Source organism: Roseateles aquae (assembly GCF_032337115.1).
In the GTDB taxonomy this organism is placed as follows: Bacteria; Pseudomonadota; Gammaproteobacteria; order Burkholderiales; family Burkholderiaceae_C; genus Roseateles_C; species Roseateles_C aquae.
On record NZ_JAVXZY010000001.1, the window covers coordinates 345385 to 368162 of the forward strand.

At 61.3% G+C, this 22778-nt stretch carries 19 protein-coding genes; 6 read left to right on the forward strand and 13 right to left on the reverse strand.

The genetic code is table 11. The features are described from left to right. Positions 1-69 precede the first annotated feature (69 nt). A complete protein-coding gene (locus tag RQP53_RS01540) occupies positions 70-705 on the reverse strand; it encodes an XrtA/PEP-CTERM system exopolysaccharide export protein (RefSeq protein WP_315648215.1) in 636 nt (211 codons plus the stop codon). A gap of 464 nt (positions 706-1169) precedes the next feature. Beyond that, a complete protein-coding gene (locus RQP53_RS01545) occupies positions 1170-2048 on the reverse strand; it encodes a ThiF family adenylyltransferase (protein WP_315648216.1) in 879 nt (292 codons plus the stop codon). A 146-nt stretch (positions 2049-2194) separates the two neighbouring features. On the opposite strand from RQP53_RS01545, the gene RQP53_RS01550 reads away from it, so the two are divergent. Next, entirely contained in the window at positions 2195-3286 is a 1092-nt protein-coding gene (locus RQP53_RS01550) for a nitroreductase family protein (protein WP_315648218.1), read from the forward strand. A gap of 217 nt (positions 3287-3503) precedes the next feature. Here RQP53_RS01550 and RQP53_RS01555 read toward each other — a convergent pair whose 3' ends face one another. From RQP53_RS01555 to prsT, 4 genes are all read right to left on the reverse strand, one after another. Beyond that, positions 3504-4325, reverse strand: coding sequence for a PEP-CTERM sorting domain-containing protein (locus tag RQP53_RS01555; RefSeq protein WP_315648219.1), 822 nt, complete (start codon positions 4323-4325; stop codon positions 3504-3506). Between the two features lie 181 nt (positions 4326-4506). After that, entirely contained in the window at positions 4507-5286 is a 780-nt protein-coding gene (locus tag RQP53_RS01560; RefSeq protein WP_315649175.1) for a S1C family serine protease, read from the reverse strand. Between the two features lie 2 nt (positions 5287-5288). Next, positions 5289-6530, reverse strand: a complete 1242-nt coding sequence (locus tag RQP53_RS01565) for a GNAT family N-acetyltransferase (protein ID WP_315648221.1) — start codon at positions 6528-6530, stop codon at positions 5289-5291. 213 nt (positions 6531-6743) lie between these two features. Then, positions 6744-9431, reverse strand: coding sequence for an XrtA/PEP-CTERM system TPR-repeat protein PrsT (prsT, locus tag RQP53_RS01570; protein ID WP_315649176.1), 2688 nt, complete (start codon positions 9429-9431; stop codon positions 6744-6746). On the opposite strand from prsT, the gene RQP53_RS01575 reads away from it, so the two are divergent. After that, positions 9351-9551, forward strand: coding sequence for a hypothetical protein (locus RQP53_RS01575; protein ID WP_315649201.1), 201 nt, complete (start codon positions 9351-9353; stop codon positions 9549-9551). The two genes, prsT and RQP53_RS01575, sit on opposite strands and share 81 nt — an antisense overlap. Here RQP53_RS01575 and prsR read toward each other — a convergent pair. The 7 genes from prsR to RQP53_RS01610 form a co-directional block, all read right to left on the reverse strand. Beyond that, the gene (gene prsR / locus RQP53_RS01580) at positions 9544-10908 is read right to left on the reverse strand and encodes a PEP-CTERM-box response regulator transcription factor (RefSeq protein ID WP_315648222.1); all 1365 of its coding nucleotides are present in this window, start codon (positions 10906-10908) and stop codon (positions 9544-9546) included. The two genes, RQP53_RS01575 and prsR, sit on opposite strands and share 8 nt — an antisense overlap. Beyond that, positions 10905-13022, reverse strand: coding sequence for an XrtA/PEP-CTERM system histidine kinase PrsK (gene prsK / locus RQP53_RS01585; protein ID WP_315648224.1), 2118 nt, complete (start codon positions 13020-13022; stop codon positions 10905-10907). Before prsK ends, prsR begins: the two co-directional genes overlap by 4 nt. 84 nt (positions 13023-13106) lie before the next feature. Then, the gene (locus tag RQP53_RS01590) at positions 13107-14423 is read right to left on the reverse strand and encodes a TIGR03013 family XrtA/PEP-CTERM system glycosyltransferase (protein ID WP_315648225.1); all 1317 of its coding nucleotides are present in this window, start codon (positions 14421-14423) and stop codon (positions 13107-13109) included. A 542-nt stretch (positions 14424-14965) separates the two neighbouring features. Further along, a complete protein-coding gene (locus RQP53_RS01595) occupies positions 14966-16108 on the reverse strand; it encodes a branched-chain amino acid ABC transporter substrate-binding protein (protein WP_315648226.1) in 1143 nt (380 codons plus the stop codon). A gap of 231 nt (positions 16109-16339) precedes the next feature. After that, entirely contained in the window at positions 16340-17245 is a 906-nt protein-coding gene (locus RQP53_RS01600) for a hypothetical protein (protein ID WP_315648227.1), read from the reverse strand. After that, positions 17242-17670 carry a DNA polymerase III subunit chi gene (locus tag RQP53_RS01605; protein ID WP_315648229.1) on the reverse strand — a complete coding sequence of 143 codons (429 nt, stop codon included), beginning with the start codon at positions 17668-17670 and terminating at the stop codon, positions 17242-17244. Before RQP53_RS01605 ends, RQP53_RS01600 begins: the two co-directional genes overlap by 4 nt. A 49-nt stretch (positions 17671-17719) precedes the next feature. Continuing rightward, positions 17720-19180 (reverse strand): leucyl aminopeptidase, encoded by a 1461-nt coding sequence (locus tag RQP53_RS01610; protein WP_315648230.1) that lies wholly within the window; start codon positions 19178-19180, stop codon positions 17720-17722. 28 nt (positions 19181-19208) lie between these two features. Here RQP53_RS01610 and lptF point away from each other — a divergent pair, with 28 nt between their 5' ends. From lptF to RQP53_RS01630, 4 genes are read left to right on the forward strand one after another with little or no spacing between them, the layout of a single operon-like run. Beyond that, complete coding sequence (gene lptF, locus RQP53_RS01615) at positions 19209-20321, forward strand: LPS export ABC transporter permease LptF (protein WP_315648231.1); 1113 nt, start codon at positions 19209-19211, stop codon at positions 20319-20321. Beyond that, positions 20318-21421 (forward strand): LPS export ABC transporter permease LptG, encoded by a 1104-nt coding sequence (gene lptG, locus RQP53_RS01620; protein WP_315648232.1) that lies wholly within the window; start codon positions 20318-20320, stop codon positions 21419-21421. Before lptF ends, lptG begins: the two co-directional genes overlap by 4 nt. Positions 21422-21444: 23 nt before the next feature. Then, complete coding sequence (locus RQP53_RS01625) at positions 21445-21828, forward strand: sirohydrochlorin chelatase (RefSeq protein ID WP_315648233.1); 384 nt, start codon at positions 21445-21447, stop codon at positions 21826-21828. Beyond that, positions 21825-22769 carry a CysB family HTH-type transcriptional regulator gene (locus RQP53_RS01630; protein ID WP_315648235.1) on the forward strand — a complete coding sequence of 315 codons (945 nt, stop codon included), beginning with the start codon at positions 21825-21827 and terminating at the stop codon, positions 22767-22769. The genes RQP53_RS01625 and RQP53_RS01630 overlap by 4 nt, the downstream gene beginning before the upstream one ends. The last annotated feature ends 9 nt before the right edge of the window (positions 22770-22778 follow it).

Genomic DNA, 22778 nt, shown 5'->3' on the forward strand with positions numbered 1-22778 from the left:
CACCGCGAGGGTGGCGAAGCGTTCGACAGCATCAGCACGCGAGGCCTGAAGACCAGACCCCAGCCCGACTCAGAAAAAGCTCTGCGGAATGATCAGGATGTCGCCCGGACGCATTTCGACATTGGCAGAAACATCGCCACGACGGATCAAGTCCTTGATGCGCACCGAGTACTGCTTGCCGCCCTCCGCCGTGCGCAGAATGCTGGCGTCATTGCCGGCGGCGAAGTCAGTCAGGCCACCCACGGCAATCATCACGTCCAGCAGTGTCATCTTCTGCTTGTAGGGCAGGAACTGAGGCTTGGCGGCTTCGCCAACGACACGAATTTGCTCACTGTAGGGACCGACGAAACCAGTCACGATCACGGTCACAACCGGATCGCGGACATATTTACCGAGCTGCTTTTCAATATCGCGAGCAATTTCTACGGGATTCTTGCCCTGCGCCATCAACTCATCGATCAGCGGCGTGGAAATCTTTCCGTCCGGGCGCACCGGCACGCTCATCGACAATTCCTGGTTGCGCCAAACAATGATGTTCAGTGTGTCGCCCGCACCAATCACATAGCTGTAATCCTGCACCGGAGCCGTTGCCGGAGCAGCCGGATACTTGCCCGCCTGGCTGGCGCAACCGGCGGCAAGCACCAATCCCAGACCAGCCAGCGCGAAAACCAGCCCGCGGGAGATTGAAGTGAAGAGCTTATTCAAGGCCAATCCTCTGCAATGAGTTAATCCAAACTGACGCCACTGCTGCCAGCGCAATCTCAGGCCGCACAGCAATACATCACCCCCAGCTCACCGACCCAATCGACACGCCGAGCGAAACGCTGATCATGCCATAGCGCCATGTCAGCTCATCCCAAGATGGGACACCAAGCCAGGCAAAAGCCCAGCAGCGTGTCCGATTTGACACCGCGCCACGCGGAATGTGCAGCGTCTGCAAACGTCCAACCGGAACGACGGCACAGACTGAATGGACGCGCAGCGAAGCCACACCCCTTCGGCACGGCAGCCGAAAAACCAAGCGGCAGATTTCACACCATAACGATCCCTGCACGCCACCCCTCGACTGAGGGCATCCGGAAGGTTTTTTGCTGCAGTGGTATCAGAGGGGTTTCAGGCCGATTAACGCTTTGCAACAAATTGCCGGGCCTCGGGTATTCCCGAGGCGCCTATTTCTTCATCTGACCGCGCAGCATTGGCCGTATCAGCATCATCAGCAGTTGCTGCAACGGATTCGAATTGCCACCCGGGCGCCAGGTAAAGCTGAGTTTCTGCCGATAGGCATCAAACTGCATGGCCCAGGGCGCCGGGCGTAATTCACCGCGCCCAAGCAAGACCTTCAACACCGATGTCCCCATCACCCCGGCGCAGAGGTCGCACGCCATCATCGTCGACGGGCCGCGCCGCTCGGCGAAGTTGACCGACTCAGGCGCCACCAGATAGCCACGCTGCAGCATGGCCGGCGAGAGCCCGGCGATGAAACGCGCGTATTGCTCCTGCTGCGGATGCCCCTCGACCTTGAAGTACTCCTCAAAGCTCATTGCGCCCGGCTTGAAATACAACATCGACACCCCCATGCCCAAGGGAGCTGCGGTCAGCGCCGGGATACCACGCCGCTCACACTCCGCAAACAGCAGTCGACGGGCCTCAATAGCAAAAAAGTCGATGCCATCGACGTAGACGTCAACGTCTTTCAGAAAGTCGCCCACGTTGTCTGGCGTCACGCCGCGCGGAAAGCTACGTATGTCGGCTTCAGGGTTGATCGAGGACGCCATTTCGGCCAGCACCTCCACCTTTGGCCGCCCAATCGTCTGCATGGAGGCACCGACCTGGCGATTGAAGTTATGAACTTCAAAACTGTCGAAGTCCGCAATATTGAAGGCCCCGATGCCCAAGCGCGCCAGCGTCAAAACATGCGCGCCACCAACACCCCCCTGACCCGCCACCGCCACCCTCGCCTTGCGCAATCGATCCTGCTCAGCGGTGGTCACCCATCCGATATTCCTGGAGAAGCCTTGGCTATAGTCGAAGTGTTTACTGCTGGTCATGGCTGCATCCTCGTGACGAGGCGTCCATTGTGCGCCAGCTGAGGTGTCGCGCGCGAGCATGAAATGCCCTCGATACACAGGCTTTTGGCGCTCAAGCCGAGCCTCAAATTGTCGATGACGGATCAGCGCCAACAAGGACAGGCCCAATGAGTACAAGCAAGCTGATGGAAGAGATCCTGGACTTGGCGCGCTGGGCCCCCAGTGGCGACAACACGCAGCCCTGGCGCTTTGAGCCACTGGCACCAGACCACCTGCGCATCCATGCCTTTGACACGCGGGATCACTGCGTTTATGACCTGGATGGACACCCGAGCCAGATCTCCATTGGCACGCTGATCGAAACCATTTCCATTGCCGCATCGCGCCACGGCCTACGACTGGAACACCAACGACGCGGCGATGCACCTGACGACCCGCGCCCGGTCTTTGACATTCGCTTCATTCAGGACCGCAGCGTCAAACCCGATCCCCTCGCCGACTTCATCAAAGAGCGCCGGGTCCAGCGTCGGCCCATGCAAAGGCGGCTGTTGAGCGAGGCAGAGAAAAGCTCACTGGAAGCCAGCGTCATGCCCCGGCATCGCGTGCACTGGATCAGCGGTCCGCAGGCACGCCTGCGCGTGGCCAAACTGCTCTTTCACTCCGCCCACCTAAGGCTGACGATTCCGGAGGCATATCAAGTCCATCGCGATGTGATCGAATGGCACGCTCAATTCAGCAAGGATCGGATCCCCGACCAGGCCTTGGGCGCCAGCCCGATGACAGTACTGATGATGCGACAGGTGATGAAGTCCTGGGAGCGCGTCCATTTCTTCAACCGATTTCTGGCGGGCACCTGGGCCGCCCGGATCGAACTGGACTTCATCCCATCACTGGCATGCGCCAGCCACTTCTTGCTGATACCACCACATCCCGCCACTTCGATTGAGGACTATGTCGAAGCCGGCCGATCTATTCAACGCTTCTGGCTGACGGCAGCGCAGTTGAATCTGCAACTTCAACCCGAGGTCACGCCTCTGGTTTTTGGACGTTACGCCCGAGAGCGGCGTGAATTCTCCGCCCGACCGGGCGCCACGGCGGAAGCGAGTGACATCCGTCGGCGCTTGCAGAAGCTCGTCGGCGAGGCCGCGGCAGATGCTGCCGTCTTCATGGGCCGCGTGGGGCAAGGCAAGCCCGCATCGGCACGATCCACCCGCAAGGACTTGGCCGATCTGATGATCAGCTCAAGCGCCAGACAGTAGCGACAAACACCCCATTGCGGCGCGGCAGCGGCCCGTCGCACACAAGCGGGCTGGCACCTCCGCCAACACGGCTTCACCCCACTGAGACAAAATCGAGTGAGCGTGCTGGCAGCAGCCCATACGCAAACGAAATGAAAAAAAGGGGCGAGATTTTCATCCCGCCCCTTTTACTGGATCAGCTGAGCTGGCAAAAGCCAGCTCAAGCGATACAGAGTGCTCAGCCCTTGTTGGACTTGCGACGACCGATGGCAGCCAGGCCCAGCAGGCTCAGGCCAGCCAAAGCCAGCGAACCCGGCTCAGGGATCGAGCGAACCAAGTAAGCATCGCCACCGGAGTTGGCAACGAAGCTGCGGCAGCTCTTGGACGCGTCGAACGAGCACTTGGCATTGCTCAGCGTCGCGCCAGTGATCGAGTTGTTGGTAGCGGCTTCGAACAGCACCTTGCCGCTCAGCAGATCAGCCTGCAGCGAAGTGCCGGTGTTGTCCTTCAGGTCGAACATCGGGTTCAGGATCGCGCCCAGCACGGTCAGAACGGTCGAGTCGCCGTTGGTGGCGCCGATGATGTTGGTCGAGTTGACGTTACCGCCCAGACCGACGATCGAGCCAGCAGCGTAGACACCGCCATCGCCTTCCATCAGGAAGTTGCCCGAGGTGAACTGGTACTTGAAGCCGCCACCGGGGTTCAGGCCAGTCACAACACCAGCCACATTGGAGAAGGTCAGTTGCAGACCATCAAACAGGGGCTTGGGAATGCCGACGTCGCCGGCACCAACCACGTTTTCCTTGGTGTAGGAAATGCTGAAGATTTGACCCGATTCGATGAACTTGGCGCCGACGAAAGCGTTGCCGCTGCCGTTGACTTCCTGCTCAACCGTAGCCGAACCGCTGACCAGGTTCAGACGGCCGATGTTGATCTGATTGCCTGTCGGGGTGAACAGCTGCCAGCCGTCCAGCACCTGATAGCCGGCCGAAGCGGGCAGAGCAACTGCCGCCAAGGTAGCTGCTGCGGCGACCGCGCGAATTGCATTCTTGATATTCATGACTCACTCCAATTGATTTGGGCTCTTACCTTGGCGACTCCTTGTTCAGGAGCTACCCCGCCACAACACCAAAAGCAACAGCCATGCCAAGTCAAACAACTTGTTTAAATTCAACAACTTACACAACACGCCAATCAAGCCAACCGGCACACTGTAAAACTTGCCGACAGGCAAAAGCCGCTCAGGGCAATAGCAAGCCCGCCTGCTTCAACAAACCCTGAACATACTGAACAGGTATGGCGTAGCTCACACCCGTGGGTGTCGAGATCGCCGATTCCTTGTCACGGCGCACCAGCACCATGTTCAGCACCCCAACAACCGCGCCTGAACTCAACTCCATCACCGGGCCGCCGCTGTTGCCTGGATACGCCGTCGCATCGAGTTGCAAGATATCGAAGCTGCCTTCGCGAAGACGTCGCACGGCCTGCTCGGACAGCGCATTCGCTGCAGGTGCTTGCATGGTGATTGCACTGATCGACGAGACGATCCCCCGATGGGTCACCAGAGAGAAGCCGAGCGCCCCGGCCAGTGGGAAGCCAAGCACGGCAATGCTCTGCCCCTCCCTGACTTGACCAGGCGTCGCCAGCGACAAGGCTGGAACCTTCGCGCCTTCGAGCTTCAGGAGTGCTAAATCGCGGGCTCGGTCCAAAGCCTGGACCTCGACAAAGCGTTGTTCATACCGCCCCCTCGCGAGTGGCACCTGCACGGCCAGACGCTTGTCCGCATTGACGCTGTCAGGCGGCGGCAAGACGTGGGCATTCGTCACCAGGTAATGGCCATCAGCAACGACAAAGCCTGTGCCATGAAAGGTGAATCGTGGCGTATCCAGCGGTGAATACGTACCAACAGGCAGGACAGACGGTCGGCTGGCGTCAATCAGGTCAGGAAGCGTTGGCTCGGCAGCCAGGGCCACCGACGAAGTGCCGAGCAGGGCCAGTAAAAAAGCACGCCTCAGCGCCATAGTCAAGTCAAGTCCTGGTGAGTCTGCCCCATTTCGAGCGCACTAACGCAGGCGCGCCACACGGCATCCGGCTCGTCGATCTTGAAGCCGTAAAACACACCGGTCTCGGTATCGCGCTGCCGCACCGCCGTCGCAGTGATGCACGAGCGTTCTTGCCCGCCCAGTTCAATCGTCGCCACCCCCGCCTTTTGCAAGGGCAAGTCAAGCTTGCATTGCGCTTGGAAGCCTGAGAACGAGATTTCGATCACCTCCAGCACAAACAGCTTGGCTTCAGTACCTTCGCCAAACTCAATCTGCCCAGGACAGCGGATCGAGTAGCGCTGGTGGCGACGCAGCGGATGGGTGTCCTGCGTCGGACCGGACAGCATCGGCAGCACCGAGCGGTATTCGTAGAGGTTGTAAATCGACCAGAGCAGGGCCTTCTTGCGATCATCCAGTCGCTCAAGCACCGGACTCTTCTTGTTGAAAAAATAGTCCAGCAACTCCGGCGTCATCACCGGATCGTTGGTGGTGAAGTAGCGACGCTTGGGCCACTTGATGTTCTCCAAGCGGAGCATGAAGAAGTATTTGTGCAGGTTCTTGCGTAGCGAGCGGCCGCCATAGCAGCGGCGAAAGATGTCGGCTGCGAACTTCAGGTCCAGCGTTGCACCCACTGCTGGAGCCCCATTGGCAAAGTCATACTTGTCGACCACATGGGCTTGCAGGCGATCGAAGAACAACAGCGCCTCATACAGCTCAATCTTCTCCGGATTGACTGCAATGACCAGATGGCGTGTATCGAAGTACTCGCTGCAGTATTCCCGCATGAATTTCATCAACGGGAACAGGATGGCCCCCCCTGTCTTGCGGAACTCAGGATGGACGGCCAGCGCCGAGATTTCAGCGATATTGCCTTCCTTGGCGCGCACCGCCGTCAGGTCAAAGATGCTCTGCAGGGGGAAGCCGAACACCCCCTCGCGAATCATCGAAATGGTGCCGACGACCCGTCCATCGTATTTCGCACAAAGTGTGGTCGTGGTGGGCAAGGCGTGGTAGATCGTGATCCGCATGCCGGATGGATCTGGTTCCATGAAGCCGCTGGCCACATAGGCATCGTGCAGGATGCTGAAGCAGGCCTCGAGTTCTTCCTTGGTTTCCGCGATTTTCAGTTCGAGCCGAAGATCTGGCTCCGGATCGCAGTCGACCATCCAGCGGTAGAAGGCAAACCTGCTGCTCTGAGGCAACGCAGAGAACATGCGCCGCATGCCTTGATGCAGCCTTTTGCGAAGGCTGGACCGCCGAATTCCCGTCATCTGCTGCCCCTGTTGAACGGGATCAGCCGACCACAAGCCTGTGTCGCACGCTGTCCCGCAAGATGAGCAAGGCAAACGTCCGGGTGGCTACACGCCAACCGGACGATGTCTTAACTCTCGTATGCAGCGAGACTAACAGTGACGCCTCAGCGCCACAAGCATGAACTACAGCTGAGTTTGCAGCTTCTTGACGGCTTCCTGATCGCTGAATTTGTCGCCGAGGGCCGCCAGCCGCTTCAGTTCAGCGGCGGCTGCCGCCTTATCGCCAGTCGCAAGCAATGCTTCGGCGAGCCGCAGCCGCGCATCGTTCATTTCAGGTGCCAGTGACACGGCTTTGCGCGCCGACTCCAGGGCTTTGCCCCCCTGCCCGGCCGCCAATTGCATTGCCGCCAAACTGTCCCAGTAATTACCGATGCTCGGTGCCAGTTTGACCGCCAACTCCGCATAGGCCAGTGCGCCAGACTTCTTTTGTTTCTGCAGCGCCCAAGCCAAGTTGTTCGCCGCGGCAGCATGCGCAGGCTGCAGCTTGAGCAGCTCCGAGAACAGTTGTTCCGCACGCGCAAAGTCGCTGTTGCGTAAGGCGCGCCCGCCCAAGTACTCGCGGAACAATGCATCCTTGCCGTGATCCTTCAGCCACAGGGTCTCAAGCCGCTTGGCATCGTCCGTCTGCTTCGCGAAGATCAGCGCCTCATACAGCTTGATGGCCAGGTTCGCATCAGCCGGTGACGCCTCCAGCGCCAGCTTGTACGCCGCCGCCGCCGCTGGCCAGCTGCCTTTGATTGATTCCAGCTCGCCTTCCAATGTGAAGCCAGCCGGACCTTTTTGCTGCCGCTGAATGGCCTTGACCTGTGACCTGGCATCAGCCTCTTGCTTGGCCATCAAATAGGCACGCATCAGCATGCCTTGGGCAGGCAGATTGGACGGCTGCAGATTGACAGCGCGCTTCAGACTCTGAATTGCCGCTGGCGCATCGTTGCGCAGCATGTGCAACTCGCCGAGCAGCATATGGGGCCCAGGCGCGTTGGGCGCCAAGCTCGTCAGCTTCGAGTAGTTGCTCAGCGCCTGGTTGAAGTCGCCCGACAGCGCCTGAACCTGTCCCAGCGCTTGCAAGAGCTCTGGGCTGTCCGGCATCGCACTCACGGCATCCTGCGCCACCGTCAGCGCCAGTTTTTGCTCACCCTGGCCCAGGTGGTGTTTGACCAGGGCCAAGCGTGGTGCCACCTCGCCGGAGTTTTGCTTGACGACGTCCGTCAGCATGGCCACCAGCGCTTCAGCCGAGGCACCAGCGCGCAGCTTGACTTCGACACGTGTCATCAACAGCGTAATATTCTTCGGGTCGTTTGCGAGCGCCTTGTCCAACCGGGCGAGCGCCTCATCAAACTTGTGCTCATCGCTGTCCAATCGGGTCAAGCTGGTCAGGGCCACCATGAAGTGCGGATCGATTTCCAGCGCCTTCGTAAATGCTGCCCGCGCGGCAGGCAGCCTGCCCCGCGCCATCTCGACACTGCCACGCAAAGCGGCGCCATTCGGCAGATCTGGACGTTTCTTTTCCAGCCGATCGATAGCCACCAGCGCACGATCAACCTCGCCACGATTCAGCAAGTTGCTGATCAAGGCCAGGTCGGCGACCATGGCCGAGTTATCCGTGCTCGCCAGGCGCTGCAAATCATCCAGCCCCTGCTCGACCTTGCCGCTTTGGATCTGCACCACGGCCAGCGCCGTGCGGCTGCGCGCATCCTTGGGATCAAGCTTGACCGCGCGCGAGAAAGCCGCCTCAGCCCGCTTGGCATCGCCCAGTTGGAGATAGGCCTCACCGGCCAAGGCAAGCGCGCTGTTGTTGTTGGCCTTTTCATCAATCAGCGGCTGCAGGCTCACCACCGCTTTGGCCGCTTCGCCAATGCGCAGTTGGGTCTGCGCTAGCATCATCCGCGCCGACGGATTGTCAGGACTTGCCTTGAGTGACTGGCCAAGGAATTTCTCGGCCTGCAGAAACGCGCCCGAGCGCATCGCAATCGCACCTGCCAGGTGCAGGAAGCGAGGATCCTCGGCCGACAGCTTGAGCACCCCCTGGGCCTGCTCACCGGCCTCCTTCAGGTCGTTCAGTTCGACCGCGACCAAGGCGGCGTAATAGCGGGTCAGGGTGCTGTTTGGGTATTGCGATTGAAGCGAGGCCAGCTGCTTTTTCGCCGCAGCGCCATCGTGCTTGGACAGCATCAAGGAGATGGTCCCCCCTTGAGCCCCCATCGATCGCGGATCCAGCTCCAGGGTCTTGCGATAGGCCTCCAGCGCTGCCTCGTCCTTGCCCAGTCCATAGCGCAGGAATTCAGCCTTCATCAACCAGGCGCGTACGCTGCGCGGTGCTTGGCCGATGACGGTGTCGACCACCTTCAGCGCGCCTTCCGCATCACCGCCGGCGCCAAGGTATTTGGCCAGCACCAGCTGCGCGTTTTCATTGCTCGAATTCGCCTGCAAAGCAGCATCGATTGCCTTCTTCGCCTCATCTCTGTGCTTGAGCGCCAGATGAGCGTCAGCGATGGTGGCCAGCACCTCTGCTTTGGCTGATGCCTGACTGAGCACCTGATCAGAAAGCTCGGTGGTGATCTTCTCGTAATCGCCTCTGGACAACATCACCTGCCCAAGCAGCGGCACCACCTCATCAGGCGCATAGCCCAACTCAACCGCCTTGCCCAGTTCAATCTGGGCACCCACCAAGTCATTGCTGGCCAGCAAGGCCTTGCCAAGCAGGAATCGCGCTTCGCCCATTGAGGGCTTTTGCTGCAAGGCATTCTTCAGCTCGACGATGGCGGTCTTGCGATCGTTTTTCTCGAGGTTCTGCTTGGCAGACACCAGCAACTGCTCGGGCGACTGGCTGAAACAGCCGGTGAGCAGAGCGGCCATGAGCGACAGGGCCAGCGCGGTGCGATTCATCGTGGTACTCAAACTCTTCTCCCTGACTGCAGCAGCATCACTTGATCTGCAAGCGATTCATCAAATCGTACAAAGTGGGTCGACTCACACCCAGCAATTCCGAGGCCTTGGCGATATTGCCATCGACGCGGGACAGCGCGGTCAGCACCGCCTGACGTTCGGCCTGCTCACGAACGCGGCGCAGATCCAAGTCTGCATCCGAACCCGCCAGATCGGCCGACGGTTCGCTCAAGCCCAGATCAGCCGCGGTAACACGCTCACCATCGGCCATGATCGCTGCCCGCTTGATGACGTTCTGCAATTCACGCACATTGCCGGGCCAACCATGGGCCTCGATGGCACGCACCCCGTCGTCGGACAGCGTCAGACCGTTGCGACGCAGATCGGCCGCATTGCGGCGCAGGAAGGCGTGTGCGAGCAGCACGGCATCGCCGGTGCGTTCGCGTAGCGGCGGTATGTCGACAACAATCTCGGCCAGCCGATAGAACAAGTCTTCGCGGAAGCGACCTTCGGCAATCAGGCCTTTCAGATCCTGATGAGTCGCGCCGACGATGCGCACGTCGACCGGGATTTCCTGCCGACCGCCCACGCGCTCAATCGTCCGCTCCTGAAGAAAGCGCAAGAGCTTGGCCTGCAAGGGCATCGGCAGATCACCGATTTCGTCGAGCATCAGGGTGCCACCATGAGCCGTCTCGATCTTGCCGACGGTGGTCTTCACCGCGCCGGTGAAGGCACCTTTCTCGTAGCCGAACAGTTCACTTTCCAAGAGGGCTTCTGGAATCGCCGCGCAGTTGATGGCGACAAAACGACCCTTGCGCTTGGAGGCCTCATGCAGGCCCTGGGCCAGCACCTCTTTGCCTGTACCGCTCTCGCCCAGCAGCAGCACCGTCACATCGCTGGGTGCCACTCGCTCGACCATGCGGCAGACCTTCTGCATCTGGGCCGAACGGTAGATCACGCCCCCCATGGCGCTGCTTTGCTGCTCGCGCTGCAGGCGTTGGTTCTCACGCTGGAGTTCATACAGCCTGAAGGCGCGCGCCACCGACAGCTCCAGCACATCGGGATCGACCGGCTTGGCGAGAAAGTCGTAAGCGCCGGTGCGCACGGCGCGCAGCGCATTGTTCTGGTCGTTCTGCCCGGTCAGCACAATGACCTTGACCAGCGGATCGAGCTCGAGCAACTTCTCCAGCAGCCGGAAGCCCTCGGCCACGCCATCTTGATCCGGCGGCAGGCCGAGATCCATCGTCACCACGGCCGGCGAATGGCGGCGGAACTGCAGGATGGCGCTGTCTGCATCACTGGCCACCACGGCTTCGTAGCGGTCCAGCGACCATTTGATCTGCTTCTGCAGCGCCAGATCGTCTTCAACGATCAGCAAAGGTTGTTGCCGCTCAATTGTCATTTGGCTCCCATCAGGCCCAGGTCTGAATTCTGCGAGGCGAAGAATAGCGGCAACAGGATGGTTACCCGCGTACCGACACCCAATTCGCTGCTCACCTCGATCTTGCCGCCGATTTCCTGCAGGTATTGGAAGCTCTCGTAGGCACCGATCCCCATGCCCGCCGACTTGGTCGTCTGAAAGGCCTTGAAGAGGCGTTGCTGGACGAATTCCTCGCTCATGCCACAGCCGGTATCGCCGACCTCCACCCGCGCATAGCTACCTGACTTGCTCAGCGTCAGCCAGACGCGGCCCTCAGGCGGCGTGGCATCAAAAGCATTCTGAACGACATGGCCGATGACGCGTTCCACACGCTCCTCATGGCCACGCGTACTCACCTCACCCTGCAACTGCAACTCCAGTTCACGCCCCTTGCTGCTCGAGGCCGCCGCCAGACGCTTGGCAATCGCCTGCAATTCGACACCATGCACCAGACCATGCGGACGCTCGCCTTCGCGCAGTTGCAGCATCAGCTGACGCATCTTCTCCAAGGAGTTCTCGACCGTGCTCAGCATGTCCTCCTGGAACTCAGGATTGTCACGCAGGCGCCGGGCGTTCTTCATCATCAGCGAGAGCTGGGTGACGATGTTCTTCAGGTCGTGAACGACGAAGGCCGACATCTTGTTGAAGGCCTCGAACTTGCGCGCCTCCAGCAATGCCTCAGTCGACTGCATCTGCGCCAGATAGCTGGAGGCCTGACTGCTCGCCGTCTTGAGCAGATCGCGCACCTCCCAGTTCACCTCCAGCGGCGTGCGCGGACGCTCCAGGACGACAAAGCCGATCAACTCATGGGCCGACAGCAGGGGCACCAGCAGCCAGTAGCGCGCCTCGGCGAGCAGCCATTCCGGCACTTCGCAATGGGCATAGCGACCTTCGTGCTGACGCACCTCATCAAGATCAAAGACCCAAGCCTTGTCTTGCAAAAAGCTGGCGAAGGCCGAACCAAGCGCTTCCTTGCTCAGGTTCAGTGGTGAGTTGAGTCGCGCTGACTGCGCCAACTCCTTGGCCGCCGCATTGCGCAGCCAGATCGCCCCGCCCGGACTCTCGACCAAATTGGCCAAGCCATTGATGACCGAGTTGCCCAACTCCTGCGGTGAGGCCTGTGAGGACAGCATCGCCGTGAAGCGCAACCATTCTTCCCGGTAGTCGTAGCGATAGCTGAAGAAGTTCTTGCTGATGTAGACACGCAGCTTGGCGCGCATCGCTCCTGAGAGGACCACCACGACGAGGCCGACCAAGGCGATCGCCATCAGGGCAATCTGCAGCGCGCGCCCCCAATTGCCGCCGGTATAGCGGACGTAGTAGCCAAGGCCGGAAACCAGCAGCAGGTAGGCGCCCGTCAGCAGCAGCGTGGCCGAATGGAATACAGCTTGACGCGAGACCTGCAGTTTGGCCAGCCAGTCGTTGTGGCGCTTCGACGCTAGATAAAGCAAAGGCACCGCCAGGCTGTGTACGCCGGCGCGGATGCTGAACGCGTCCGTATCCAATTGCTTGAACAATGCGGACTGCGAAAACACATAGAGATCAAAGACAAAGATCGCCGCCAGACCAAGGCACACCGGCTTGGCGTTCCAGCGCGAATCGTCTCGCACGTTCTGCAGCAATTGCTCGACCAGGATCAGGCCACAGATGGCCAAGGCCAGCGCGTCATACGCAACGGCGCGAGTCAGCAACTCAAGTGGCGCCAGGCGGTAGGCTCTGCAAAGAGCGAGCACCAAGGCTATCGTCAACGCCACCGCCGCGGCAGGCAGCAAGGCCGGCGACCCAATGCGCCAGGAACCACTGGCCGCCGGTCGAAGCAGAATGATGATGAAGGCAAACCAGCAGGCATAGCGCAGGGCATCTGCCACGGGTAGCAAGACATCGTCCAGCCAGGCTATGTCATTGAGCGCCGCCACCGCTCCGACACCAGCCCAGATCGCACTGGCAATCAGGGCTGACAAGAAGGCCAGGCTCGCGCCAGCCAGCTCATGCCCACCTCGCTTGGCCCGCCAGGCGAAACTGCCTGCGAACAGCGTGTACGAAAAAATGGCCAGCAAATAGCCGGCCAGACTCAGATCAAGCGCACCATCAAGCATGGCGGTAATTGAAGCATGTCAGGGGCGCCACCGCCAATCGGCGCAAACGCCATGCCGGCGCGGCACGGCGAACCTCATTCGCTATCAGCGTGCACCCTTGCCGGTCAGCACGACAGCCACGGTTTCCAGCAGGATCAACAGATCCAGGAACAGCGTGTGGTTCTTGACGTAGTAGAGGTCGTACTGCAGCTTCTCGACCGAGTCCTCGATCGTCGAACCGTACTCGTAGCGGACCTGCGCCCAACCGGTCACGCCGGGCTTGACGCTGTGGCGAACCGCGTAATAAGGAATCTTGCTGATCAGGTCGTCAACAAAGAACTGACGCTCGGGGCGCGGCCCCACCAGGCTCATCTCGCCGCGCAGCACATTCATCAGCTGCGGCAGTTCATCGATACGCACCTTGCGAATGAAGCGGCCGACGCGGGTGACGCGATCATCGTTCTTGGTGGCCCAAACCGGCTTGCCATCCTTCTCGGCATCGGTGCGCATGCTGCGGAACTTGATGACCTTGAACACCATGCCATTCAGGCCAACACGTTCCTGCGTGTAGAACACCGGGCCACGAGACTCCAGCACCACGGCAATCGCCGTCAGCAGCATGATGGGCGCGGTGGCAACCAGGATCAGCGATGAGAACAGCACGTCGAACACACGCTTCACAGCGGTGCGCACGACACCTTGATTGAAGCCGTCACCAAAAATCAGCCAGCCTGCGTTGACGTGACTGATCTTGATTTGCGCCAGGGTCTTCTCGAAGTAGGTGGCGATGTCAACAACACGCACACCATACAGCTTGCAATCGAGCAGCTGGCGCAGCGGCATGCTGCCACCGCGACGCTCGGACAGCGCAACAACGATCTCATCCACGCCGAGCTTCAGTGCCGTCTCGGTCAGGCTGACCGACGGCTCGATCAGCTCGGCACGCGGAACTTCCGGGTGTTCTTCATTCGGGCCGGGGAAATAACCGACGATATGAGCGTGCGGATCAGCGGCCTTCAGCGTTGTGCCGACGGTTTGAGCCACCGAGCCCGAGCCGAAGATCAGGATCTTGCTGCGAGTGCGCGAACTGGCCACCGAGTGGGCGGCATAAACACGATGCACCATCACGGCAGCCACTCCCACCATCGCGGCAAGAATCAGCATGTCGCGATTGCTGGCCGACGCAGGGATCAGGCTGAAGATACCGTAGGCCAGCGGCAGGCCGACCAACAGCGCCAGCAGTGCGCGTGCGCAGGACTCGGTCAGCGAGCGCTTGTGAGCATGCTGATAGAAGCCCGATGCGGAATTGATGACGAACATGCAACCAGCCAACGACAAGCCGTGCGATGCGGCAAACGGAATCACCTGCCCCGCGGCCTCGCCCTGGCTCAGCACCACTGCAAAGATGGCGATGATGATCAAGCCCAAGTCCAATGAGACCTGGAGCAATGTCCGCCGATGCAGGTAGTGGTTGAATATCCGAATCATGTTGTTCCCCAAATGCACATGTTCAGCGCCATGCGGCTACGCGAGCGCGACACCAGAAGTTCCACCGACAGTTCGGTAACCTTTTGTTTCCGAACAAACCCTCAAATGCCATTCGCTATGCGGGTGGATCATGCCCGTCCACCTGCCTCTTGAAAGCCCCCCGTTTGAAGGGGGCTGAGCGCCTTGAAACCGATGAAACGAGAGGTATTGCCGCCCTCTCGCCACCACGACTGCAGCCAGTGGCGCTTTCGCGCGGGTCCAGAGGCAAAAGACAGCGAAACAAACTGGCAGACGGGAGTAGAACTGATACTGCGGCGCTGTTCAGACACAATCCCGCCCGGACGCGTGCGTAATCCACACTTGTAGGTTTGAATCGCAGCGCTTCACGGCTGAGTTGATTTCTAGCGACAAATAAAAAACGCCCACCGAAGTGGGCGTTTTGGTTGCAGCGGTATCAGCTGCGATTCAGCAGCAGATCAGCGCACCACGGCGATCTGTTCGCGAGCGCCACCCTTGTAGGTGAACAGGGTCAACGCGCCATTCTTGATGTCGCCCTTGGCGTCAAAGGAGATCGTGCCCGTCACACCCTTATAGCCTTCGGTCTTGGCCAGAACAGGCAGGTACTTTGCGGGCTCGGCCGAGTTGGCCTTGACCATGGCAGCAACCAGCACGTTCACAGCGTCGTACACATAAGGTGCATAGATCTGCACATCAACCTTGTACTTTTCCTTGAACTTGGCCTTGAAGCTGTCCATCGACTTCTTCGATTCACCTTCGACACCACCAGCCTCAGCGCACACCACTTGGCCATCGCCCATGGTGCCAGCGGCCAGCTTGGGCAGTTCACCCGAGCAGATGCCATCGCCGCCAACGAACTTGGCTTCGATGCCCAACTGCTTCATCTGGCGCAGCATCGGGCCAGCCACAGCGTCCATGCCGCCGAAGAACACGACGTCAGGCTTCTTGGCCTTCAGCGAGGTCAGGATGGCGTTGAAGTCGGTGGCCTTGTCGTTGGTGAATTCGCGACCAACAATCTTGCCGCCAGAAGCCTTCACGCCCTTTTCGAACTCATCAGCCACGCCTTGGCCGTAAGCGGTACGGTCATCGATCACGGCGATCGATTGGCCCTTCAGCTCCTTGACCGAGTATTTGCCCAGCGTGCCACCCAGATGCACGTCGTCAGCCACGACACGGAAGGTTGTCTTGTAGCCGTTGCGGGTGAACTTGGGGTTGGTAGCCGACGGCGAGATTTGCGGCACGCCAGCGTCGCTGTAAACCTTGGAAGCAGGGATGGACGTACCGGAGTTCAGGTGGCCAATCACGCCATTGACCTTGGCGTCGACCAGCTTCTGTGCAGCAGCCGTGCCTTGCTTCGGATCGCCAGCGTCGTCTTCTGCCAGCAGTTCAAACTTGGCCTTCTTGCCGCCGATGGTGACGCCCTTGGCGTTCAGTTCATCGATGGCCAGACGGGCGCCCAACTCATTGTCCTTGCCCAGGTGAGCGATCTGACCGCTGGTCGGGCCAACGTGACCAATCTTGACAACCAGGTCTTGCGCCATTGCCGAGTTGCCCAGCAGCACAGCGACAGCACCCACGACCACATTCAACTTGACTTGCATGTAATACCTCCGAGTTGGAAGAAGGAAATCTGGTGATGTTGAGATATCAACCTTTCGGAACATACCCCAAAAGGCAGTGTGTCTCTATGGGGAAAGCATGGAAAACCGTTGCCGCATGCAAGGCGTTGTGTCGCACTCACCCGCATAAACCCTAGGCCACACCACTTCATCAGTGAAGGGCGATTTGCTGCGGTCGATCAAATCACCGATGGCCAGTCAGCACAAAGGCCATCAATCCTGAGGCTTTGCCCGCGGCTCGGCGAGCAGGCGAGCAAACTGGCTGCGCAAAGAGGTTCGCAGTTCATCGGCAATCAAGGGCGTCAAGCGCACAAGCGTTTCTTCCAATGCTGGCACCAAGGCCTGTGTCACCAGACGATCCAGCAATGCTGCATCGAAGGCTGCAGCTGCGCTGGCGTGCGGCTCAACCCCATCGACGACTCCCTGCAACGCCAGAGCCGGCTCTGGCGAAGCCATGCTTGCGGCCTGCTCGGACTCAGTGAGCTGCCCCTCCGTATCCGCACCGAGGCCCAAATCCAACTCAATCAACGGCGCATCAGGTGCTGCCGCGACGATCTCGCCGTGCAGCCCATCCAGGGCAGCAAGAAACTGATCACCACGTTCGGTGCCCGCGCCCGCCTGCAGCGTGTCGGTCGCATCCTGTGGGCGGCTGGCTGCGGGCAGCGGTGAGCCGGCGAGGTCCAATCCACTCAGCAGTTCATCGAGATGCTCGGCGAATGATGCCTCGGAGCCCCGCTGAGGCGATTCAAAAGCAAGCGCAGGCGCTGAGCTACTGGGCTGGCCGTCAGGGATAGAAGCATCTAGGCCTGCCCTCTCCGCGGGCAGTGCGAAGCTCTCATTGGCTTCATGCCCCGGCGTCTCAAGCAGTTCAGCCTCACCAGCAGATCCACCAAGTTCGGCCGACAAGTGCAGACCAGACGCGCTCCTGTCAGACGCATCAGCCACTTGCACTTCATGCTGCACCTCAGGTGACGGCGAAGCGACGACCAGCGCTTCGATGTCAAGAACTTCTGTCAGCACGGGCACCAGACGCTCGATCTGCGCCGCCTCAGCAGCACTGCTGCGACGGCGAGCGGCCCATCCTTCGGGCAAAAGATCAGGCCTTGTCTCTTGACTCATCCGGCGCCCACCACATGGTGTGAGACCGTGAAGCCTTGCGCTTTGTACTGCTTGAAGCGCTCGCGCCCCGCCTGCACCTGATCGGCATCGGTGGACACCACTTCCAGCACACGCTGGAACTGCTCTACAGCTGGCGGCAACCGGCTGTCCAGATTGAGCAGCACCTCGCGATGCGGCAGTTCATCCGGGTGTTTGACGAGCAGGATGGGCGTACGGGCCAGCAAATCGGCCGACTGGCCATTGACCATCAGATGCGGGATGAACTCCAGCGGTTCCTGGCTCCACAGCGCCGCATCCAGGCGACTCAGCAGCCGCTCGGGGCCCAGCACGCCGACCTTCGCCCCAGACTGCTGCGCCTTGCGCAGCAGTCGGCACAGATAGCTCAGTCGATCGGGCACATTGGTGTAGAAGCTCACCTCGGTCATGCACTGCTACCCGCCGTTAGCCCCAACACACCAAAAGCCCGAGCCAGCATCAACGCGCCTGCGACAGCAGGAAATGCGTCAGCAGGCCGACCGGGCGGCCCGTGCCCCCCTTGGCGGCGCCGCCCTTCCAGGCTGTGCCGGCGATGTCCAGATGGCCCCAGCGGTACTTGCTGGCAAAGCGCTGCAGGAAGATGGCCGCGGTGATCGAACCGCCAGCGCGCGAACCCACATTGGCCACATCGGCAAAATTGGTCTTCAGACCCTCGGCGTACTCTTCGTCCAGCGGCATGCGCCAGCAGGGGTCGAGCGCCGCTTCGCCGGCCGCGCTCAGCGAGGCGGCGAGTTCGTCATCACTGGCGTACATGCCCGAGCGAACGCCGCCCAGCGCGATCACGCAGGCACCGGTCAGCGTCGCGATGTCGACAACGATGGAGGGCTTGAAGCGCTCGGCATAGGTCAGCGCGTCGCACAGAATCAGGCGACCTTCGGCATCGGTATTCAGGATCTCGATGGTCTGGCCCGACATCGAGGTGACCACATCGCCCGGCTTCAGCGCGCGGCCACTGGGCATGTTTTCGCAGGCAGGAATCAGCGCCACGAGATTGAGCTTGGGCTTGAGTTCGCCGACGGCACGCAGCGTGCCCAGCACACTGGCCGCGCCACCCATATCGAACTTCATCTCGTCCATCTCGGCGCCCGGCTTCAGCGAGATGCCGCCGGAGTCAAAGGTGATGCCCTTGCCCACCAGCACCACCGGTGCGACCGACTTCGCCGCGCCGTCATAGCGCACGACGATGAACTTCAAGGGCTCGTCCGAACCCTGAGCCACCGACAGGAAGGAGCCCATGCCCAGCTTCTCGACGGCCTTTTTGTCCAGCACCTCGACCTTGAAGCCATACTGCTTGCCCAGGCCCTGGGCCTGCTCAGCCAGATAGGTGGGCGTGGCGTAGTTGCCGGGGCGATTGGCGCACTCGCGAGCCAGTTCGACGCCAGCGGCAATCGCCTCGCCACGGGCCAGCGCCGGCTTGACGTCCTTCAAGGCATCCTTGCCCACCAGCAGGCTCAGCTTGTTCAGCGCCGGTGCCGGAGCCGCGCTGGGCTTGGTATGGCGGTAGCCATAGACGGCATCGCTGGCAGCGACAGCGGTCTGTTCGGCCAGCGCCGCATCGAGGCCTTCGAAGCCCACATAGGCCAGCGCGATATGCGCGACACCGCGGCTCTTCAGCTGTGCCAGCGCCGCCTGCAGCGCATTGCGGCCACTCTTCAAGCTGGCAGCACCCGCAGCAGCCAGCACCAGGCGAGGCGCCTTGATGCCCGCAGCGCGCTGCAACACCAGGGTCTTGCCGGCCTTCAGCTCGAAGTCGCCCAGCTTGATGGCATCCTTGGCGGCGGCGGCCACCTGGGCATCCAGCGCCTTGGGCAGATCATCACCGGCAATCACCAGTACCAGGGCATCGGCATTGACAGCGGCCAGTGCGTCGACCGACGCAGATTGAATACGGAAGTCCATAATGTCGCGCTATAGATAAAGTGACCGGATGTTATTCGATTCCACCCTGCGCAAGGAGCTGGCACGCAGCTTCGGCGTGACGCTCGTGGTCATCCTGACCATCGTGCTGACGATTCTGCTGATCCAGACCCTCGGCCAGGCCGCGGGCGGCAGCATTGCGCCCCAAGACGTGCTGCTGTTGATGGGCTATGTGGCGCTCGGCCATCTGCCGACCATGCTCAGCCTCTCGCTGTTCATCGCCATCGTGGCCTGCCTCAGCCGCATGTACCGCGAATCAGAGATGACGATCTGGTTCGCCAGCGGCATCGGCCTTGCCCGCTTCATCAAGCCGGTGCTGCGCATGGCCTGGCCGGTGCTGCTGGTCATCCTGGTGCTGGAACTGCTGGTCTGGCCCTGGGGCAATCGCAATAGCACCCAGCTGCGCGAACGCTACGAAAAGCGCTCCGACCTGTCGCGCGTGGCCCCTGGCCAGTTCCAGACCTCACGCGATGGCTCGCGTGTGTTCTTCATAGACCGCGACAGCCAGGACGGTCGCATCGGCCGCAATGTCTTCATCCTCAGCGATGCCGGCGACAGTGAGTCCGTCACCACCTCGCACCGTGGCCAGATCGAGCTGCAGGACAGCGAAGGCATGCAAGAGCGCTTCCTGGTGCTGGACCAAGGCCAGCGCAATGAGCTGAACCGCAAGACCGGCGAGCGCAGCCTCTCGCGCTTCGAACAATACCGAGTGCTGGCCGACGCCCAGGTTGCTCGCTCGGCCGATGAGCTACCGCCCAAGGCCCGCGCCAGCCATGAGCTCTTGCAGCAGCCCACGCCCCGCAATCTTGGCGAGCTGACCTGGCGACTGGGCATGATCTTCGGCGCCATCAATCTAGTGCTGCTGGCCATCGGCCTGTCGGCCAGCAATCCGCGCCGCGCCAGCAACTGGAACCTGATGTTCGCGCTGCTCGGCTTCGTCGTCTATTACAACCTGATCAATCTGTCTCAGACCTGGGTGGCCGGCAGCCGCATGGGCATGGCACAGGCGCTGCTGGCCGTGCATGGGGTGGCGGCCGTGCTGGCACTGGGTTTGATTGCGCTGCGCGACCAAGGCAACCGGCTCTGCCTGCCGGGGCGCAAGCGCCAGGGAGCATCCGCATGAAGACCGTACGCCGCCTGCTCTATGGCGACATCCTGTCGGCCGTGCTCTTTGTGGCGCTGGCCTTTTTGTCGCTGTTCTATTTCATCGACTTTGTCGAAGAACTGGACCATATGTCGCGCCGCGGTGCCGGCGCAGCCGCGGCCGCCCTGCTCTCGCTGTTGAAGCTGCCCGGGCATTTCTATGAAATCTTCCCGATCGCCGTGCTGATCGGCAGCATCTTCTCGCTGGCGCGGATGGCGCAAAGCAGCGAGTTCACGATTCTGCGCACCGGCGGACTGGGTCCGGGCCGGGCGCTGGTGCTGCTGACACAGCTCGCCGTCGTGTTCGCCGCGCTGACCTTTGCCGTCGGCGACTTCGCTGCCCCCTGGAGCGAAAAGCAGGCCGAACTGATGCGCGATCGCATTGACGGCGGTGGTGGCGCCCGTGGCGGCGCCTGGCTGAAGGATCGCCAGCACGACGAGAGCGGCGAACGCAGCTACTCGGTCAATGTGAAACAGGCCCAGGTCAACGGCCAGCTGAGCGGCGTGCGCATCTACGAATTCGATGCCCAGGGTCGGCTGATTTCGCGCACCGAAGCCAAGCAGGCCCGCGTGGCGGCCGATGGACTGTGGACTTTGGAAGACGTGCAGCGCAGTGTCTGGGACAACAAGTCCGCGTTGCCCATGGTGCAGGACCAGCACCTGGAACAGTGGAGCTGGCGAAGCTCGCTGCACGCTGGCGTCATTCGCGCGGCCCTGCTGCCGGCCTGGACGATGTCGACCGCGGAGTTGTACCGTTATCGACAGCATCTGTCGGCCCAGGAGCAATCGGCGCAGCAGTACGACATCCAGTTCTGGCGCAAGGCACTCTACCCCTTTGCCTGCCTGGTGATGTTGGCCCTGGCCCTGCCCTTTGCCTATCTGCACGGGCGCTCCGGCGGCATCAGCCTCAAGGTCTTCGGCGGCATCATGTTGGGCATCAGCTTTGTGCTGCTGAACAATCTGGCCAGCCATCTGGGCCTGCTCAAGCTGTGGACGCCCTGGGCCGTGGCCGCCGCGCCCAGCCTGTTCTACCTCGCCATCTCGCTGACCGCCTTCACCTGGCTGGTGCGCTATCGCTGACCTGCCAGCAAACCCGAATCATCATGGATGGACTGCTACTCTTCGCCCACGGCGCACGCGATCCCAGTTGGGCGCAGCCCTTTCAGCGCATTGCTGAACGCATCGCCGTCAGTCGCCCGGGTGTGCCGCTGGCCCTGGCCTATCTGGAGCTGATGCAGCCTGGCATCGCCGAGGCCGCCGAGACCTTGATCGCCCAAGGCTGCCGCCACGTCCACATCGTGCCGATGTTTCTTGGTGCCAGCGGCCATGTGCGCCGCGACGTGCCGCCGCTGATCGAGCAGCTGCGCCTGCGCCATGGCGAGAGCATTGTCTGGACCCTGCATCCGGCCATTGGTGAGCAGGACAGTGTCGTCGCCGCGATGGCGGCGGCCAGCCTGCAAGCGCTTGAACGGACGGAGCAGCGATGAATCTGCACCAGTTCAGGTTTGTGCAAGAGGCGGTGCGCCGCAACCTCAATCTGACCGAAACGGCCAAGGCGCTCTTCACCTCGCAGCCCGGGGTGTCCAAGGCCATTCTGGAACTCGAGGAAGAGCTGGGCGTCGACATCTTCTCGCGCCACGGCAAGCGGCTGCGTCGCGTCACCGAGCCGGGCGAGCAGATCTTGAAATCGATCGAGATCATTCTGCGCGAGGTCAACAACCTCAAACGCATCGGCCAGGAGTACTCCAAGCAGGATGCCGGCACCTTCTCGATCGCCACCACACACACCCAGGCCCGCTATGTGCTGCCGGCGCCGGTGGCGCAGCTGCGCCGGCAGTTCCCGCAGGTCAATGTGAGCCTGCATCAGGGCAACCCGGAACAGGTGGCCCGGATGCTGATCGACGAGACCGCCGATCTTGGCCTGGCGACCGAATCGCTGGCCGAGTTCGAAGAACTGGTCACCCTGCCCTGCTATGAATGGCAGCACGTGCTGGTCGTGCCGGCGGGCCATCCGCTGGCCCAGGTCGAGCGGCCCAATCTGGAGCAGCTGGCTGCTGAGCCGCTGGTGTCCTACCACCCCAGTTTCACCGGCCGCACCCGCATCGACAAGGCCTTCGCTGCGCGCCGCCTGACGCCCAATATCGTGCTCGAGGCGATCGATTCGGATGTGATCAAGACCTATGTGAAGCTGGGCATGGGCGTGGGCATCGTGGCCGAGATGGCGGTGCGCGACGATCCTCCGGGCGGCGATCTGGTGTCGCGTCCGCTCGGCCATCTGTTCGGCCAGAACGTCGCCCGCATCGCCTTCAAGCGCGGCGCCTACCTGCGCAACTACGTGTACATTTTTGCCGAGCTGCTGTCCGAGCGGCTCAACCGCGTGCTGCTGCAGCGGGCCATGAGCGGCGAAGCCAGCAACTACGAACTCTGAAACCCGTCC